At 70.7% G+C, this 15,974-nt stretch carries 16 protein-coding genes; all 16 read left to right on the forward strand.

Annotated elements, in window-relative coordinates:
- Positions 1-4: 4 nt before the first annotated feature.
- The 16 genes from infB (at position 5) to U7230_RS05695 (ending at position 15,943) form a co-directional block, all read left to right on the forward strand.
- Positions 5-2,707, forward strand: a complete 2,703-nt coding sequence (gene infB, locus U7230_RS05620; protein WP_324717755.1) for a translation initiation factor IF-2 — start codon at positions 5-7, stop codon at positions 2,705-2,707.
- An 11-nt stretch (positions 2,708-2,718) separates the two neighbouring features.
- Entirely contained in the window at positions 2,719-3,039 is a 321-nt protein-coding gene (locus U7230_RS05625) for a DUF503 domain-containing protein (RefSeq protein WP_324717756.1), read from the forward strand.
- An 11-nt stretch (positions 3,040-3,050) separates the two neighbouring features.
- On the forward strand, positions 3,051-3,464 hold the full coding sequence (gene rbfA, locus U7230_RS05630) for a 30S ribosome-binding factor RbfA (RefSeq protein ID WP_324717757.1): 414 nt from the start codon (positions 3,051-3,053) through the stop codon (positions 3,462-3,464).
- A complete protein-coding gene (locus U7230_RS05635; RefSeq protein WP_324717758.1) occupies positions 3,461-4,486 on the forward strand; it encodes a DHH family phosphoesterase in 1,026 nt (341 codons plus the stop codon). The genes rbfA and U7230_RS05635 overlap by 4 nt, the downstream gene beginning before the upstream one ends.
- Positions 4,487-4,502: 16 nt before the next feature.
- Positions 4,503-5,453, forward strand: a complete 951-nt coding sequence (truB, locus tag U7230_RS05640; RefSeq protein ID WP_324717759.1) for a tRNA pseudouridine(55) synthase TruB — start codon at positions 4,503-4,505, stop codon at positions 5,451-5,453.
- A gap of 15 nt (positions 5,454-5,468) precedes the next feature.
- A complete protein-coding gene (locus tag U7230_RS05645) occupies positions 5,469-6,443 on the forward strand; it encodes a bifunctional riboflavin kinase/FAD synthetase (protein ID WP_324717760.1) in 975 nt (324 codons plus the stop codon).
- 142 nt (positions 6,444-6,585) lie between these two features.
- Positions 6,586-6,849, forward strand: coding sequence for a 30S ribosomal protein S15 (gene rpsO, locus U7230_RS05650; protein ID WP_404980642.1), 264 nt, complete (start codon positions 6,586-6,588; stop codon positions 6,847-6,849).
- Between the two features lie 22 nt (positions 6,850-6,871).
- Positions 6,872-9,103 carry a polyribonucleotide nucleotidyltransferase gene (locus U7230_RS05655; protein ID WP_324717762.1) on the forward strand — a complete coding sequence of 744 codons (2,232 nt, stop codon included), beginning with the start codon at positions 6,872-6,874 and terminating at the stop codon, positions 9,101-9,103.
- A 48-nt stretch (positions 9,104-9,151) separates the two neighbouring features.
- Positions 9,152-10,345 carry a DUF3866 family protein gene (locus U7230_RS05660; protein WP_324717763.1) on the forward strand — a complete coding sequence of 398 codons (1,194 nt, stop codon included), beginning with the start codon at positions 9,152-9,154 and terminating at the stop codon, positions 10,343-10,345.
- Positions 10,342-10,974: a hypothetical protein gene (locus U7230_RS05665; RefSeq protein WP_324717764.1), complete on the forward strand. Its 633-nt coding sequence runs from the start codon at positions 10,342-10,344 to the stop codon at positions 10,972-10,974. The genes U7230_RS05660 and U7230_RS05665 overlap by 4 nt, the downstream gene beginning before the upstream one ends.
- Before the next feature lie 24 nt (positions 10,975-10,998).
- On the forward strand, positions 10,999-12,213 hold the full coding sequence (locus U7230_RS05670) for a phosphopentomutase (RefSeq protein WP_324717765.1): 1,215 nt from the start codon (positions 10,999-11,001) through the stop codon (positions 12,211-12,213).
- Between the two features lie 127 nt (positions 12,214-12,340).
- Entirely contained in the window at positions 12,341-13,573 is a 1,233-nt protein-coding gene (locus U7230_RS05675; RefSeq protein WP_324718193.1) for a D-alanyl-D-alanine carboxypeptidase family protein, read from the forward strand.
- Between the two features lie 37 nt (positions 13,574-13,610).
- On the forward strand, positions 13,611-14,003 hold the full coding sequence (locus U7230_RS05680) for an STAS domain-containing protein (protein ID WP_324717766.1): 393 nt from the start codon (positions 13,611-13,613) through the stop codon (positions 14,001-14,003).
- Entirely contained in the window at positions 14,000-14,494 is a 495-nt protein-coding gene (locus tag U7230_RS05685) for an ATP-binding protein (protein ID WP_324717767.1), read from the forward strand. The genes U7230_RS05680 and U7230_RS05685 overlap by 4 nt, the downstream gene beginning before the upstream one ends.
- 61 nt (positions 14,495-14,555) lie before the next feature.
- The gene (locus U7230_RS05690; RefSeq protein WP_324717768.1) at positions 14,556-15,155 is read left to right on the forward strand and encodes a sigma-70 family RNA polymerase sigma factor; all 600 of its coding nucleotides are present in this window, start codon (positions 14,556-14,558) and stop codon (positions 15,153-15,155) included.
- 200 nt (positions 15,156-15,355) lie between these two features.
- Positions 15,356-15,943, forward strand: coding sequence for a GNAT family N-acetyltransferase (locus U7230_RS05695; RefSeq protein ID WP_324717769.1), 588 nt, complete (start codon positions 15,356-15,358; stop codon positions 15,941-15,943).
- The last annotated feature ends 31 nt before the right edge of the window (positions 15,944-15,974 follow it).

A 15,974-nucleotide genomic window follows, 5' to 3' on the forward strand; every position in this document is an offset into this window, starting at 1 on the left:
TGGCATGAAAAAGCTACGGGTCTATCAGCTGGCCAAGGAGCTCAACGTCGACGCGAAGATGCTCCTGGCGTTCTTGCAGGGCCGGGGTAGCGCCGCCTCTTCCACTTTGAGCATGGTCGAGCTCGACGAGGAGGAAGTGGCGCGGCGCCAGTTCGGCAAGGGTACCGGAGCCGGGGAGATCAAGGGCGCGCGGCTGGTCGGGCGGGTACAAAGGGCGCAACCGGCGCCCGCGCCGGCGCCGCCGCCTGCTACGGCGCCTGTGGCGCCTGCCAGGGAGGCTCCGGCCGCGCGCCCGGCTCCTGTGGCGCCTTCCCGCGCGACGCCGGTGACGGCCGGGGTGCCGGCGCCGCAGCCGGCCGGTGCTCCCGCCACCGCTGTGCCGCGGCCGGCTCATGAGGCTCCGCCGCCAGCGGCATCGGCCCCGAAGGAGGCCTCGGCCGCTCCCACGGTGGAGGGGCCTTCTGTCCAGGGCGGCTCGGAGGTGTCTGCTGCAAGGCAAGCGCCGGCTCGCGGCGAGCAGGCCCCCTCCAGGGCCGTCCCCCAGCCGCACGCTCAGCGGCCGCAGGCGCCGCAAGCGCCGGCGGAGCGCCCGAAGGCCGGGCGTCCGCAAGAGCGCTCCCAGGACCGCCCGCAGATAGACCGCCCGCAGCAGGCGGCCCGCGCGCCTTCGGGTCCGTCCCAGGGCAAGCAAGTGCCCGCCAGGGACAAAAAAGCTGCTGCCAAGCCCGGTGGGGTCCACGCTCCGGCGCCGCCCCGGCCTCCGGAGAGCGGCAGGCGCCCCGGACCTCCTCCGTCCCATGGCAAACCCGGGCGCGGGCGCCCTCCGGTCACGTCGCCGCTGCCGAAGGGCAAAGGGCACCGTCCGGGTCCCGGCCGCGGGCCGTCGCACGCGCCCGCCGCACCCCCCGCACCTCGCGGAGGTACGGTCGAGCTCCCGCAGCGCATCGTCGTGCGGGACCTGGCGAGCCGGCTGGGCGTTTCGGCGGCCGAGCTCATCAAGCAGCTCATGAAGCAAAACGTGATGGCCACCATCACCCAGGAGATCCCGTTCGAGGTAGCCACGGCGGTGGCCGAAAACCTGGGGTTCACCGTTCAGCGCCCCAAGAGCGCGGAGGAGAGGTTCCTCGAGGCGAAGAAGAGCGAAGCCTCGCAGCAGGCCGGCAAGCTCGAGCCTCGCCCTCCGGTGGTCACCATCATGGGCCACGTCGACCACGGCAAGACGACCCTGCTCGACGTCATCCGCAAGAGCCGGGTGGCGGCCGAGGAGTACGGCGGGATCACGCAGCACATCGGAGCGTACCAGGTGGAGGTGCAGGGCCGGCGCATCACTTTCCTCGATACCCCGGGCCACGAGGCGTTCACCTCGATGCGGGCTCGGGGCGCGCAGGTGACCGACATCGCGGTCCTGGTGGTGGCCGCCGACGACGGGGTCATGCCCCAGACCGTCGAGGCCATCCACCACGCGCGGGCGGCAGGCGTGCCCATCATCGTCGCCATCAACAAGGTCGACAAGCCGGGAGCCTCGCCGGACCGGGTCAAGCAGCAGCTGGCCGAACACGAGCTCGTGGCCGAGGAGTGGGGCGGCGACACGGTCATGGTGCCGGTCTCGGCCTTGCGCAAGCAGGGCATCGACGAGCTCTTGGAAATGATCCTGCTGGTGGCCGACCTGCGCGAGCTCAAGGCGCCCGTGGACCAGCCCGCCCAGGGCGTGGTCATCGAAGCCCAGCTCGACCGCGGCCGCGGGCCTGTCGCGACGGTCCTCGTCAAGGAAGGCACGCTCAAAGTGGGCGACCCGGTCATCGTGGGAGCCGTGCCCGGGCGGGTGCGGGCACTGCTCGACGACCGCGGGCGGCCGCTGCAAGAGGCCGGTCCGTCGACGCCGGCCGTCGTGCTGGGCCTCTCCGACGTGCCCCAACCCGGTGACTCCCTGATGGTGACGCCGGACGAAGAGACGGCGCGCAGGATCGCCCAGGAACGCCTGGAGAAACAGCGGGCGGAGCAGCTGAGGCCAACGGCCCGCATGACGCTCGAGACGCTGAGCAAGATGGCGGCCGAGGGGGAAACCCGAACGCTGCCCATCGTGCTCAAGGCCGACGTGCAGGGGTCACTCGAGGCGCTGCAGGCGGCCCTGCAGCAGGCATCGACGCCGCAGGTGCAGGTCAACGTCATCCATGCCGCGGTCGGCGGGATCACGGAGGCGGACGTCAGTCTGGCTTCGGCTTCCAACGCCATCATCATCGGCTTCAACGTGCGGCCCGACGCCAACGCCCGCCGGCTGGCGGAGCGGGACCGCGTCGACGTCCGGACCTACCGGATCATCTACGAGGCCATTGACGACGTGAAAGCGGCCATGCAGGGTATGCTCAAGCCGAGGCTGGAAGAGCGGGTGCTCGGCCATGCGGAGGTGCGCCGCACCTTCAAGGTGCCGGGCGTCGGCACCGTGGCCGGCTGTTACGTTACCGACGGCCGCGTGGTGCGCAACGGGAGCGTACGGGTCGTGCGCGACGGCGTCGTGGCCTTCGAAGGGAAGATCGCTTCGCTCAAGCGGTTCAAGGAAGACGTGCGGGAAGTGGCCGAGGGCTTCGAGTGCGGCATCGGCATCGAGCGCTTCAACGACGTCAAGGAGGGCGACGTGCTCGAGATCGTCGAGGTCGTGGAAGTGCGCCAGGAGCAGCCGGTGCTCTCCGGTGACCGCACGGGCGCGTGAGGGAAGCGGCGGTGAGCCGGGCCATGGTCGTGGCGGTGGCGTCCGCGGAGCTCTGGATCTCCGGGAGCGAGTCGCTCAAGGATCGCCGCCGCGTGACCCGGGCGGTCGTGGACCGGCTCCGGGCCCGCTACAACGTCTCGGTGCTGGAGATGGACGAACCGCTCACGTGGCAGCGAGCCCGCCTGGCCGTAGCATGCGTCAGTCACGACGAACATCTCGCCCGCGAGTTGATGGATAGTGTGCGCCGGGTGATGGAGGGGCGGGCCGACGCCGAGTTGACCGAGTTTTCCGTCGTGTATTACCATCAACCCTCCCCGGCGCCCGCGAGGTAGGAGGCCCCGCGATGGCAAGGCTTCGGGTGGAGCGGCTTCGCGAAGAGTACCGGCGAGAAGTGAGCGACATCCTCCGGCGCATGAAGGATCCGCGCCTGGGGTTCGTGACCGTGACCGACGTGGAGATGTCGAGCGACCTCCGCCACGTCAAGGTGTTCGTGAGCGTGCTGGGAAGCGACGAGGACCTGCGCCGAACGATGGACGTGCTCGAGCAGGCGCGAGGGTACGTGCGCACGGAGGCCGGGCGGCGGATCCGCCTGCGTTACACTCCGGAGGTGACGTTCCAGTTCGACCCGTCGGTGCGCCGGGGGGCGCGGGTGATGACCATCCTCAACCAGCTGCGCGAGCCGTCCGGGACGCCGCCGGCAGATCCGGCGACGGGGCAGCAGGCGGGTAGGCCGGAGCACGAGGGGGCCCCATCGTGACGGCGCGGTGGCCCGAAACCGAGCGTGCCCTGCAGACCGTGGCGCACGAGCTGAAAATTCACGACCGCATCGCCATCATCGGCCACGTGGATCCAGATCTCGACAGCATCGGGTCGATCCTGGCCCTGCGGCTTGCCCTGGAGAGCCTGGGCAAGACGGCGTGGGCGATCTCCCCAGGTCCCGATCCGGAGTACTGGCATTTCCTTCCCGGCCACGACCAGATGCTCGTGGGGGCTCCGGAGCACGTGATCCCGGAGCTCGCCGTGGTGCTGGATACCGAAGTCCGCCCCGATCGCCTGGGCGCGTCGTGGGAACTGATCCGCCGCGCGCCCCGGGTCGTCAACGTCGATCACCACGCCACCAACGACGCCCGAGCCGACGTCGCCTTCATCGAGCCGGCAGCCGGGGCCACGGGCGAGCTCGTGTACTACCTCATCCGGGTCCTGGGCGTGTCGCTGACCCCCGACATCGCCGCCTGCCTTTACTCGGCGATCCTCACCGATACGGGCTCGTTCCGCTTCAGCAACACCACCGCCCGGACCCTCGCCATCGGGGCGGAGTTGGTGGAGGCGGGGGTGGACCCCCACGAGCTCTCCATGGCCATCTACGACACCCGGTCGTGGGAGTTCATGCGCCTGTTGGGGCGGATGCTCGACTCGCTGAAGCGGACCGAGGACGGGCGGATCGCCTGGATGGAGCTCCCCCTGAAGGACGCCCAACAAGCCGGGGTTCCCCCGAGCGAGATGGAGGGGCTCGTCCAGTACCCGCGCATGGTCCACGGGGTCGAAGTCGCCTTGCTGTTCAAGGAGCTGGAGCCGGGCAAGACGCGGGTGAGCTTGCGCTCCCAGAGGTACGTGGACGTGTCGGCGATCGCCCGGGCGTTCGGCGGCGGGGGCCACCTGCGGGCGGCCGGCTGTACGCTGGAGGCTCCGCTCGAAGAGGCCGTCCGGCGGGTCGTGGCCGCCTGCCAGGCGGCGGTCGCCACGATGCCCGCGGTCCCGGCGCGAGACGGGCGCAGGTAGAGGAGGGTGGCGTAGTTTGGAGGCGCCGGGCGTCGCCGCAGGCGTGCTCAACGTGATCAAGCCGCCCGGGATGACGTCCCACGACGTCGTCGCCCTGGTGCGCAAGTGGGCGGGCGTGCGCCGGGTGGGCCACGCCGGGACCCTGGATCCCGGAGCAGCGGGCGTGCTGGTCGTCCTGGTGGGCCAGGCGACCCGCCTCGCCTCTTACCTGCAGGAGGCCGAGAAGGTCTACCGGGCGGAGATGGTCCTCGGCGTCCGCACGGATACCCAGGACGCTTCGGGGCGGACCCTGGCCGTGGCCGATGCGTTCGAGATCCCGTGGAGCGACGTGGACGCCGCGCTGGCCCGCATGATCGGGACGATCCGGCAGCGCCCTCCGATGGTTTCCGCCGTGCACCACCAGGGCCGGCGGCTGTACGAGCTGGCGCGCCAGGGCGTCGAGGTCGAACGGCCCGTGCGCACCGTGGAGATCTACGATCTCCAGGTGCACAGCATCTGGCCCGAGGACGCCGAACGAGCCACCTTCGGCGCCCGGGTCGTGTTCGACGTCACGTGTTCGGCGGGGACTTACGTGCGCACCCTGTGCGACGACGTGGGCCAGAGCCTGGGCTGCGGCGCGCATCTGGGCTTCCTGGTGCGGCTGCGCAGCGGGGCGTTTGGCCTGGATCAGGCCGTGACGCTCGAAGAGCTCGAAGCGGCGGGCCGCCATCGCCGGCTGGCGGAGTACCTGCTGCCGCTGGACGCCGGGCTGGGCCACCTGCCCCGGGTCTCCCTGGAAGGTGAATCTCTCCACCGGGCCCGGCACGGCACGGCGGTGGCGTGGCCGCCGGCCGACCCCCGCCCCGCCGGCCTGCGGGCCGGCGAACACGTAAGGCTGTACGATGCGGGGGATCGCTTCTTCGGGATCGCGCGCTTCACCGTACGCGACGGGAGGCCGTGGCTGGCGCCCGAAATGCTGGTGGGATGAGCAGGGACCCGAAGAATGGAGGACGTCCGCACGGTGCGCATCGACTGGTACCCTCCCGAGCCCTCCACCGGTGCGAAGAGTATCGTGGCGATCGGCACGTTCGATGGGGTGCACCTTGGCCATCAAGCCATCTTGCGCTCCGCCCGCCGGCTCGCCGAGCGCCTGGAGGCCCGAGCCGTGGCCCTCACCTTCGACCCCCACCCGCGGCTGGTCGTGGCACCGGACGCGCCGCCTCCCCTTCTGCTCACGCCGCTTTCCGATCGGGTCGCCCTCTTGCGGGAGTACGGTGCGGAAGCCGTGGCGGTGCTGGGATTCGACCGGGAGGTGGCCGCGCTCGAGCCGGAGACGTTCGTCTCCTCGGTCTTGTGCGCGAGGTTGCAGTGCTCGGGCGTGGTGGCGGGGTTCAACTTCACCTTCGGGCGGGATCGCAGCGGCACCGCGGCCACGCTCCGGGAGATCGGAGAGAAGCTGGGACTGGTGACCGAGATCGTGCCGCCGGTGCAGCTACAGGGGCAGGCCGTCTCCTCCAGCTTGATCCGGCAGCTCGTCGAGCGAGGAGAAGTGGAAGGGGCCGGGCAGCTGCTGGGCCGCCCGTATCGAGTGGCCGGAGAGGTGGTGCGGGGAGAGGGCAGGGGGCGCCAGCTCGGCTATCCCACCGCCAACATCCGGCCCGACCCGGCTCAGCAACTGCCGGGCGACGGGGTCTACCTGGCCCTGCTCGACCAGATGCCGGCGCTGGCGGTGGTGAGCACGCGGCCGACCTTCGGGCCGGGGGCCCGGTGGCTGGAGGTGCACGTGGTCGAGGGATCCCCGTCCTTGTACGGCAGGCGGTCCGGGGTCGAGTTCCTGCGATTCCTGCGTCCCATCCGGCGCTTTTCCGGCGTCGACGACCTGGTGGCGCAGATCGGGGTCGACCGCGAACGGGCCCTGGAGTACTTCGCCTCGGCGACAGAAAAGCGACCTCGGCTTTTGCAGGGTGGTAGCGTGTGATAGATTAACGGCGAGACGCGATGACGGCCGGTACCCGCCAGGACGGGACGGCCCCCGGCTCGAGCGCGGCGCGCTCCTCCACACCGGGCTTGGGCTGGGGGCGATGGCCGCAGACGTGAGGAGGAAGCATGGATTCATGGCACTGACCAAGGAGACCAAGTCCAGCTTGATTTCGCAATTCAGCCGGCACGAGGGGGACACGGGCTCGCCGGAGGTCCAGATCGCGCTGTTGACCCAGCGCATCAACGACCTCACCGAGCATCTCAAGGTCCATCGCAAGGATTTCCACAGCCGGCGCGGGCTCTACAAGATGATCGGCCAGCGCAGGGGCCTGCTGCGATACCTGGAGCGGATCGATGCCCAGCGTTACCGGGCGGTCGTCGAGCGGCTCGGGCTGCGCCACTGATCAGGGAGGCTAGGATACCCACATGTTTGACGTCCATTCCTACGAAATGGAGCTGGCAGGCCGTCGGCTGCAGCTCGAGACCGGCAAGCTGGCGCGCCAGGCCAACGGGTCGGTCGTGGTGCGCTACGGAGACACGGTGTTGCTGGTCACGGCGACGATGTCGCGCCAGCCCCGGGAAGGGATCGACTTCTTCCCGCTGCTGGTCGACTTCGAAGAGCGGATGTACGCGGTCGGCAAGATTCCGGGCGGGTGGGGGCGGCGGGAGGGGAAGCCCGGGGACATCGCGATCCTCTCGGCTCGCATGGTGGACCGCCCGATCCGGCCCCTCTTCCCCGAAGGTTTCCGCAACGACGTGCAGGTCGTGGTCACGACCTTGAGCGTGGACCACGACGCGCCGCCCGACGTGCTCGGCATCATCGGCGCTTCGGCAGCGCTCACCATCTCCGAGATCCCGTTCCTGGGGCCCGTGGGCGCGGTGCGGATGGGCCTCGTCGACGGCTCGCTCGTGGTCAACCCTACGGCCGAGCAGGAGAAGGCGAGCCGTCTCCACCTGGTCGTGGCGGGCACGCGCGACGCCATCATGATGGTGGAGGCCGGCGCCGACGAGGTGCCGGAGGACCAGATGCTCGAGGCCATCATGACGGCCCACGAGGAGATCCGGCGAATCGTCGCGCTCCAGGAGCAGATGCGGGCGGAAGTCGGCAAGCCCAAGGTGGAGGTGCCGCTGTTCACGCCCGACCCGCAGGTGCAGGCCTGGGTGGAGCAGTACGGCCGGCCCAAGATCGCGGCCGCGGTCAAGAACCCGGACAAGCAGGCCCGGGAAGAGGCGATCGAGAAGGCCCGGCAAGAGGTCGTCGAACAGTTCGTGGCCGAGCGGGGCGGCGAGGAGCAGGCGGCGCCGCTGCTCAAGGACGTCGAGACCATCCTCGACAAGCTGCTCAAGGACGAGGTCCGACGCATGATCGCCGAGGACCACGAGCGGCCCGACGGGCGCAAGCTCGACGAGATTCGGCCCATCTGGTGCGAGGTCGGGGTCTTGCCCAGGGTGCACGGGTCGGGGCTGTTCGTACGGGGCCAGACCCAGGTCCTGACGAGCTGCACGCTCGGGCTCAAGTCGGATGAGCAGCTCCTCGACGACCTGCGGGAGGAGGACCGCAAGCGCTACATCCACCACTACAACTTCCCGCCCTACAGCGTTGGCGAGGTGCGCCCCATGCGGGCTCCCGGGCGACGGGAGATCGGGCACGGGGCGCTGGCGGAGCGGGCGCTGTTGCCGGTCATCCCGCCGGAGTCCGAGTTTCCGTACACGATTCGTCTCGTCTCCGAGGTGCTGGAGTCCAACGGCTCTACCTCGCAGGCGAGCGTCTGCGGCAGCACGCTGGCGCTGATGGACGCCGGCGTGCCCATCCGCAAGCCGGTGGCCGGCGTGGCCATGGGGCTCGTCAAGTGGGGCGAGCGCTTTGCCATCCTGACCGACATCCAGGGCATCGAGGACGCCCTGGGCGACATGGACTTCAAGGTGGCGGGCACGGCCGACGGGGTCACGGCGCTGCAGATGGACATCAAGGTACACGGCGTGACCCGGGAGATCCTGCAGCAGGCGCTGGCCCAGGCGAAGGCGGGCCGGCTCTTCATCCTCGACAAGATGCTCCAGGCCATCGACAAGCCCCGGCCGGAGCTCTCCCCCAGGGCTCCTCGCATCCTGACCCTCGAAATCCCCGTTGACAAGATCCGCGACGTCATCGGCCCGGGCGGCAAGATGATCCGGAAGATCATCGAGCAGACCGGCGTAGAGATTGACGTGGAGGACGACGGGCGGGTCTTCATCGCCTCCGCCGACGAGGAGAGCGGCAAGAAGGCGGCGGAGATCATCCAAAACCTGGTACGCGACGTGCAGGTGGGGGCCGTCTACCTCGGGAAGGTGAAGCGGACCACCAGCTTCGGGGCCTTCGTCGAGATCCTGCCCGGCAAGGAGGGCCTCGTCCACATCTCCGAGCTGGCGCCCCAGCGCGTGGGTCGCGTCGAAGACGTGGTCAACGTCGGCGACGAAGTGCTCGTGAAGGTGACGGAGATCGACCGGCTCGGGCGCATCAACCTGTCGCGCAAGGAAGCGCTGCCCGCAGCCGAGCGCGAGGCCGGGGCCATCGATGGCCGCACCACGCGGCCCGAGCCCGACCGGCGCGGCCGGGACGCCCGGGACGCCAGAGGTGGCCTGAGGCGCCCGGGTGGGCGGAGAGGCGGCTTTCGGGAGTAATCGACCCGCCGGAGCGAGCCGGCGGCATGCCCGCCCGTCGAAAACGCGGTGATCGAGCTACGAGTAGGGGTCGTCCATCAGGTCGTCGGGCGGGACGGCGACCGGGTCGACCTGGTGGTGCGTATCGACGGGCAAGGGGCTGCGCCGTCCGACGAGCCGGGGTTTTACCCGGCGTATGCCCTGACACAACTGGGGTACGGCGGCTGGTATCCGGGACAACGGGTCCTGGTCAACACCTCGGCCGTCTCCCTTTCCCTCGGGAGCGGGGGCTACCATGTCGTGGTAGCTCCCCTGGATCCGCCCCGGCCGCCGGGCGATTGGCGGACGCCTGCGCTGCGGCGGCGGCTTCACGGGCACATCGTCAAGCTCCGCTACACCCCGCTGCAGACGGTCGTGCGGGCGGCCGAAGAGCCCGGTAGCCCCTACCACCGGGCTCTTCGCCGGGTGACGCGCATCGACGGTTTGCCGGTGGCGGTCCTGGCCCTGCATGGGATGCTCACGCCTCTCGTGGCCGCGTTGCGGTGGGCCTGGGGCGAGGAGCGGCGTCCCCGGGTGGCCTACGTCATGACCGATGCCACGTCGCTCGCTGCCGCCTCGATGCGTACCCTGGGGCAGGTCCGGCGCGCCCGCCTGATCGATCTCCTCATCACCGCCGGGCAGGCCCTAGGAGGGGACCTGGAGGCCGTGCACCCGGCCAGCGCGCTGGCCGTGGCCAGGCTTGCCGGATGCGACGTCGCCCTCGTCGGACCGGGGCCCGGCACCGTGGGTACGGCCACTCCCCTCGGCACCACCGCCCTCGAGCAGGCGTACCTCGCCGACCTGGTCACAGCCCTGGGCGGCACGGCCGTGGTGCCCCTGCGCATTTCCCAGGCCGACGCCCGGGTGCGGCATCGGGGAGTGAGCCATCATGACCGGATCGCCTTGGGGCAGCTTGCCGGCCGTCCTGCCACCGTGGTGCTGCCGGCCCGCTTGCCCCGCGCGCTACGCCGCCTCGTAGTAGGGCAGCTCGCCGCCGCGGGCATCCTGCGCCGCCACCGGGTGGTGCAGGCCGACCCCCTCCCGGCTCGACCCGCGCTCGAGCGGTTGCCTTTCGTGCCACGCACCATGGGCCGGGACCCGGCGGCCGATCCGGCCTTCTTCGATGGCTGTCTGGCGGCGGGGATGGTGCTGGCGCGCCTGTCGGCAGCGCGCGCCGGCGACTCGGGGGCCGTCCGAGCCGGCCGGATGGGGTGGCGCGAGTGAGCGCGCAGCCGGCCCTGTGGGGCGCGGCGTCGGTTTCGCTGCAGCGGCGATGGGCGGTCTACCTGGCGGCCGGCCTGGCCGCCTTCGCTTTCGGCGTCGGAGTGCGCCACGCGCTGGGCCATCCCGGCGCCCAGGGCCTGTCGCCGGGGGCTTACGTGCTCGCGATGTGGCCGGCGCAGGCTCCCGCCTGGCAGGCGTTCCTCGGGGAGCTCGGAAGACAGCTCCTGTGGGGGCCCGGGCTCGCCTGGGCGCTCGGGTTCACCGTGTTCGCCTCGCCCCTGGCTCTCCTGGCGCCGCTGGTGCGAGGCTACATGTTGGGTAGCGCCCTCACCTGGGCCCTGGCGGGGTGGGGACGGGATGGGCTCGTCACGGTGGCCCTGACCCTGCTTCCCCTGCAGCTCTGCCTCACCCTGGCGGCCACGCGCGCGGCCGCCGGCGCCACGGAGTTCGGCCTCGTCGTTGCCCGGTCCATGCTGGGCGTCGCCTCGCACGAACTTCCCGGCGCGTTCGCCACCTACCTGCGCCTGGGCCTGCGAGTCCTGCTCCTGGCCGCGGCGGGTGCCGCCCTGGCTCTTCTGGGGGCTGGCTGGTTGCGCGGGTGGTTGGCAGCTCCCCCGGCAGGGCTATAATGCCCCAGGAGGCGTCAACAGCCCGTGCAACCCAAGACCGCGCCCGTCGACCGCATTTGCCTCATCGTGCTCGATAGCGTGGGCATCGGAGAGCTCCCGGACGCTGCGCGCTTCGGCGACGAAGGGAGCCATACCCTGCGCCACACCGCCCAGGCTGTGGGTGGACTTCGCCTGCCGCACCTGGAGAGGCTGGGGCTGGGGTGCATCGACGAAATCCCGGGAGTGGCGTGCGCCGGGCGGCCGGCCGCGGCCTACGGCAAGATGGCCGAGCGCTCCGCCGGCAAAGACACCACCACCGGCCACTGGGAGCTGACCGGCGTCGTGCTCGACCGTCCTTTCCCCACGTATCCCGAGGGATTTCCGCCCGAGGTCATCGAGGCGTTCGAGCGGGCCATCGGGCGCCGGGTGCTCGGCAATCGCCCGGCCTCCGGCACCGTGATCATCGAAGAGCTGGGCGAGGAGCACTTGCGTACGGGGAGGCCCATCGTCTACACGTCGGCGGACAGCGTGTTTCAGATCGCCGCCCACGAGTCGGTCATCCCGGTGCCGGAGCTGTACCGCATGTGCGAGGTCGCCCGGGGCATCCTGACCGGGCCCCATGCGGTGGGAAGGGTCATCGCGCGGCCCTTCGAGGGGACTCCCGGCTCCTTCCGCCGCACGCCCCGGCGTCGAGACTTCAGCCTGCCGCCTCCCCGCCCCACGCTGCTCGATCGAGTCCGGGAGGCCGGGCTGGGCGTGTGGGCCGTGGGCAAGATCGAGGACATCTTCGCAGGGCGGGGTATCGAAGAGGCCATCCATACCCGCGACAACATGGAGGGCGTGGACGCGACTCTCGCCTTCCTCGACCGGACCCGGGGCCGGCGTGGGCTCGTCATGACCAACCTGGTCGACTTCGACATGCTGTGGGGGCACCGCAACGACGCCGAGGGCTACGCCCGGGGGCTGGAGGCGTTCGACCGGCGGCTGCCCGAGATCCTGGATCGCATCGGACGGCGCGACGTGCTGGTCATCACCGCCGACCACGGGTGCGATCCGACGACTCCCAGCACGGACCATTCCCGGGAGTACGTGCCGCTGTTGGTGTGGGGCCCGGCGCTGCGGGCGGGTGTCCCGCTCGGAGTGCGGCGAACCTTCGCCGATCTCGCCAGCACCGCGGCCGCCATGCTGGGGATCGATGGGAGCTTCGACGCCGGCGAGAGCTTCCTGGCGAGCCTTCTGCCGGACGGGCCGCGCGCCTAGGCATCCTTTTCCCATGGGCCGGCGGTTCTAGCCGTGTCAAGCCCGATCATAGGGTCCCTATTGCACGACCTCCCGTTGGCGGGGGTGGGGCCCTCTGGTCAGGCGGCTTGCCACAGCGTTGGCCATCATGGCCGGGATCGTGGCCGTGTGGGTGGTCTGGGTATCGAGGATGCCCGGGCCAGGAGGGCTTCCGGCCACTTCGGTGGCGCCGCCGGCCGCGCCCGACCTGAAGCTCACGTCGAAGGCCGCGGTCTTGATGGACGCCGCCAGCGGCCAGGTCCTGTACGAGCTCCATCCGGACGAGGCGCTGCCGCCGGCGAGCGTGACCAAGATCATGACGCTCATGCTGGCGCTCGAGGCGGTCCAGGACGGCCGGGTGCGCATGACCGACGAGGTGGTGGCGTCGGATCACGCCGCTTCCATGGGCGGGAGCCAGATCTGGCTGGAGCCGGGCGAGCGGATGAGCCTGCGGGACCTGCTCTACGCCATCGGGGTCGGCAGCGCCAACGACGCGGCCGTAGCCGTGGCCGAGCACCTGGCGGGTTCGGAGCCCGCTTTCGTCGAGATGATGAACCAGCGGGCCAGGCAGCTCGGCATGAAGCACACGCACTTCGCCAACTCCACCGGCCTGCCTCCCCAGGAGACGGGGGATCCCGGGCCCCACGTCGCCAGCGCCCGGGATCTCGCGATCCTCTCCCGCCAGGCCATCCAGACCCCAGGCCTGCTCGACTTCGTCTCCACGTGGGAGTACACCATGCGCCACAACAGCATCAAGAAGCCGGTCCTGTACAACTTCAACCGCTTGCTCAAGCGCTACCCCGGCGTCGACGGGCTCAAGACGGGGATGACCAGCGAGGCCGGGTACTGCGTCGCTGCCACGTCGGTCCGGGATCACCTGCGCCTCATCGCCGTCACCATGGGAGCGCCGACGGCCAAGGACCGAGATGCGGACGTGCGCGCGCTGTTCGACTGGGGTTTCCGCCGGTACGAGGCTCGCCGGCTGGCCTCGAAGGGCGACGTGGTGGGCCAGGCCGAGGTCGTGCGGGGCGACCCCATGTGGGTGCCGCTCGTCCTGGCCCAGGACGCGTTCATGACCGTCGAGCGGGGAAGCCGCCTCACCGTCCGGCAGGAGGCGGAGCTCCCCGGGATCCTGGTCGCTCCCCTCGCAGCCGACGCCCGGGTCGGAACGGTGCGCATCCTGGACCAGACGACCGGATCGGTGCTCGCCGAGGTGCCCGTTCAGGTGACACAGACAGTCGGCATCGCATCCTGGAGCGACCTCGTGGGCCGCCAGGTCCGGAGCTTTGTCCAGGCATGGATTCCTGTCGAGAGGAAACCGGCACCGCGCGAGCCGAAGTAAGCCGCCGATTCCGTTTCGGCGGGGAGGCCCATCGCGCTTGTCGGTCAACGTGCAACTGCAGCGAAACGGACCCGTGCTGGTCGCCCGGGTCGCCGGAGAGCTGGACATGGCCTCGGCGGCCCAGCTGCGCGACCCCATCGAGCAAGCCTGGAACGCGGACGAGCGCCTGCGCCACGTGCTCATCAACCTCAAGGCGTTGACCTTTCTCGACAGCACCGGGATCGCCGTCATCCTCGGGCGCTACCGCGCGGCCGCGGGCAGGGGCGGCCGCCTGGGCGTGGCCGAGCCCAGCGTGCGGGTGCGCCGCATGCTGGAGATCAGCGGCGCCATGCGCTTCGTGGAGGTCTTCGACACAGAGGCCGACGCGTTACGCCGGATGTTGCCGAAATCGGCCGGGCAGTCCCGCGGGCGGAGGAGGCGGCGCGCATGAGCGAGATCCAGGATGCCCACCGGCCTGCGCGATGCGTGGGGCCGGAGCCGTGGGCAAGCGGACCCGACGGCTTCGTGCTCGTCATGGCCGCGGCACCCGCCAACCTTGCCTTCGCGCGCTCCGTCGTGGCGGCGTTCGCAGCGCGGCTGCCCTTCACGCTGGAAGAGGTGGAGGACGTCAAGCTGGCCGTCTCCGAGATGGTGGCCAACGCGGTGGTCCACGCGTACCCCGGCGGCACCGGCCCGGTCTGGGTGGCCGGGCGGATCCGGGACGGTGGGGTGGAGATCGTCGTCGAGGACCGGGGCGTGGGCATCGCCGACGTGGAAAAGGCACGGCGGGCCGGCTACAGCAGCCTGGGCGGCGATCACCTGGGCATCGGCTTTTCCGTGGCCGAGAGCTACGTGGACGTCCTCGAGGTGGATTCCTCCCCGGGAGAGGGTACCTGTGTCCGCCTCTTCAAGCGGCCGGCCCTCCAGGCTGCCCCGTCCTGAGTCTCATGCCCAACCCGGCGGCGGTCCCGCCCCGGGGGGCGCCGTCGATCCCACCGCCCACATGGGGCTGGCGGTCGCGGTGGCGCGTCGTTTCGACTGGGCGCCCGTGGAGCTGGAGGACCGGCTGCAGGCCGCGAGACTCGGTCTGGTGGAGGCGTCCCGGCGCTTCGACCCTGCCCTCGGGGTGAGCTTTGCCACCTACGCCGTTCCCCTGATGCTCGGCGAGGTGCGCCGGCTGGTCGAGAAGAGCCAGGCGGTGGCCGGCGTGCGGGGCGCCCGGGCACTGATGCGCCAGGCCGCTTTGGCCCAGCGGCGGCTCGAGGCAGAGCTGGGGCGGCCGGTCACGGTCCAGGAGGTCGCGCAGGCCCTCGGGGTCGAACCGGCAGAGCTCGCCGCAGCCGATGCGGCGCTGGCCCCGCCGGTGGAGCTGGAGGAGCCGCGCACCGCTCCATCGGACACGTGCAGCGACTGGAGCGAGCATGCGGCGGTGCGCCAGGCCCTGGAGAAGCTCTCCCCCGAGTTGCGCCAGGTGGTGTGGCTGAGGTTCTTCCAGGGCTGGAGCCAGCAGGAGGTGGCAAGCGTGCTCGGGATTTCCCAGCCCGTCGTCTCCCGCCGGGAACGGCAGGCCCTGGCACTGCTGCGGCGCCAGCTCGAGCAGTGAACTCGACGCCCAATCGGCCCCAGTTGTGGCGCCAGTTGCCGGAAGGGTCGGCTCCCCCGCTTTCGAATTGGGCTCACGATGGCGGACGCCGGCCAACGTCCCCTCGTGATAGCACAGTGCGACGTAACGGACGCAGTACGGGAAAGCCATGACGTCTCATCCGGGATCCAACTTCGCCAGCGAGGGAGTGCAACAGATCGGTGACTCGCATCGAGGGGGACCGAGTCGGCCTCCGGCCTGCCCGGCCTCAGGACGCACCGTACCTGCTCCAGTGGGCGCTCGATCCGGAGGTGGCGCGCCTGGCTCGGGGCGATTACCCCACCACGTTGGAAGCAACCCTCGAGTGGCTGGAGCAAGGACGTAAGGATCGCTACCGCCAGCTGTTCATCATCGAAGGGCCCGACGGGAAGCCCATCGGCGACATCGACCTCCACCACATCGCCTGGCGCAGCGGCGAGGCAGAGCTTCGCATCCGCATCGGGTTGCCACGCCTGTGGAACCAAGGCTTGGGGACCGACGCGGTGCGGGCCCTATTGCGCTACGCGTTCAGCGACCGCCACCTGCGACGCATCTACCTGCGGGTGCTGAGGAGCAACCCCCGGGCCATTCGCTGTTACGAGAAATCCGGTTTCCGCAAGGAGGGCCGGATGCAGGTGGTCGAGGAGGATGGAAGCGTCGACGAGCTTCTGCTGATGAGCGTGACGAAGGACCGGCTGCAAAGGATGCAAGAGTCCGGCCCGCCGCCGGCCCACTCGCATCACGCGCCGGCGACGGCACGGGCCCGGTAGGACCGGCTACGCTTCGGCGAAGAAGGAGACG

The sequence above is a fragment of the Limnochorda sp. L945t genome, assembly GCF_035593305.1.
Lineage (GTDB): Bacteria > Bacillota > Limnochordia > Limnochordales > Geochordaceae > Carboxydichorda > Carboxydichorda subterranea.

Excerpts from the sequence above, each read along its gene's own strand:
- infB (WP_324717755.1), top strand. The coding sequence starts at position 5 with ATGAAAAAGCTACGGGTCTATCAGCTGGCCAAGGAGCTCAACGTCGAC.
- rbfA (WP_324717757.1), top strand. The coding sequence starts at position 3,051 with ATGGCAAGGCTTCGGGTGGAGCGGCTTCGCGAAGAGTACCGGCGAGAA.
- U7230_RS05645 (WP_324717760.1), top strand. The coding sequence starts at position 5,469 with ATGGAGGACGTCCGCACGGTGCGCATCGACTGGTACCCTCCCGAGCCC.
- U7230_RS05655 (WP_324717762.1), top strand. The coding sequence starts at position 6,872 with ATGTTTGACGTCCATTCCTACGAAATGGAGCTGGCAGGCCGTCGGCTG.
- U7230_RS05675 (WP_324718193.1), top strand. The coding sequence starts at position 12,341 with ATGGCCGGGATCGTGGCCGTGTGGGTGGTCTGGGTATCGAGGATGCCC.
- U7230_RS05685 (WP_324717767.1), top strand. The coding sequence starts at position 14,000 with ATGAGCGAGATCCAGGATGCCCACCGGCCTGCGCGATGCGTGGGGCCG.
- U7230_RS05690 (WP_324717768.1), top strand. The coding sequence starts at position 14,556 with ATGGGGCTGGCGGTCGCGGTGGCGCGTCGTTTCGACTGGGCGCCCGTG.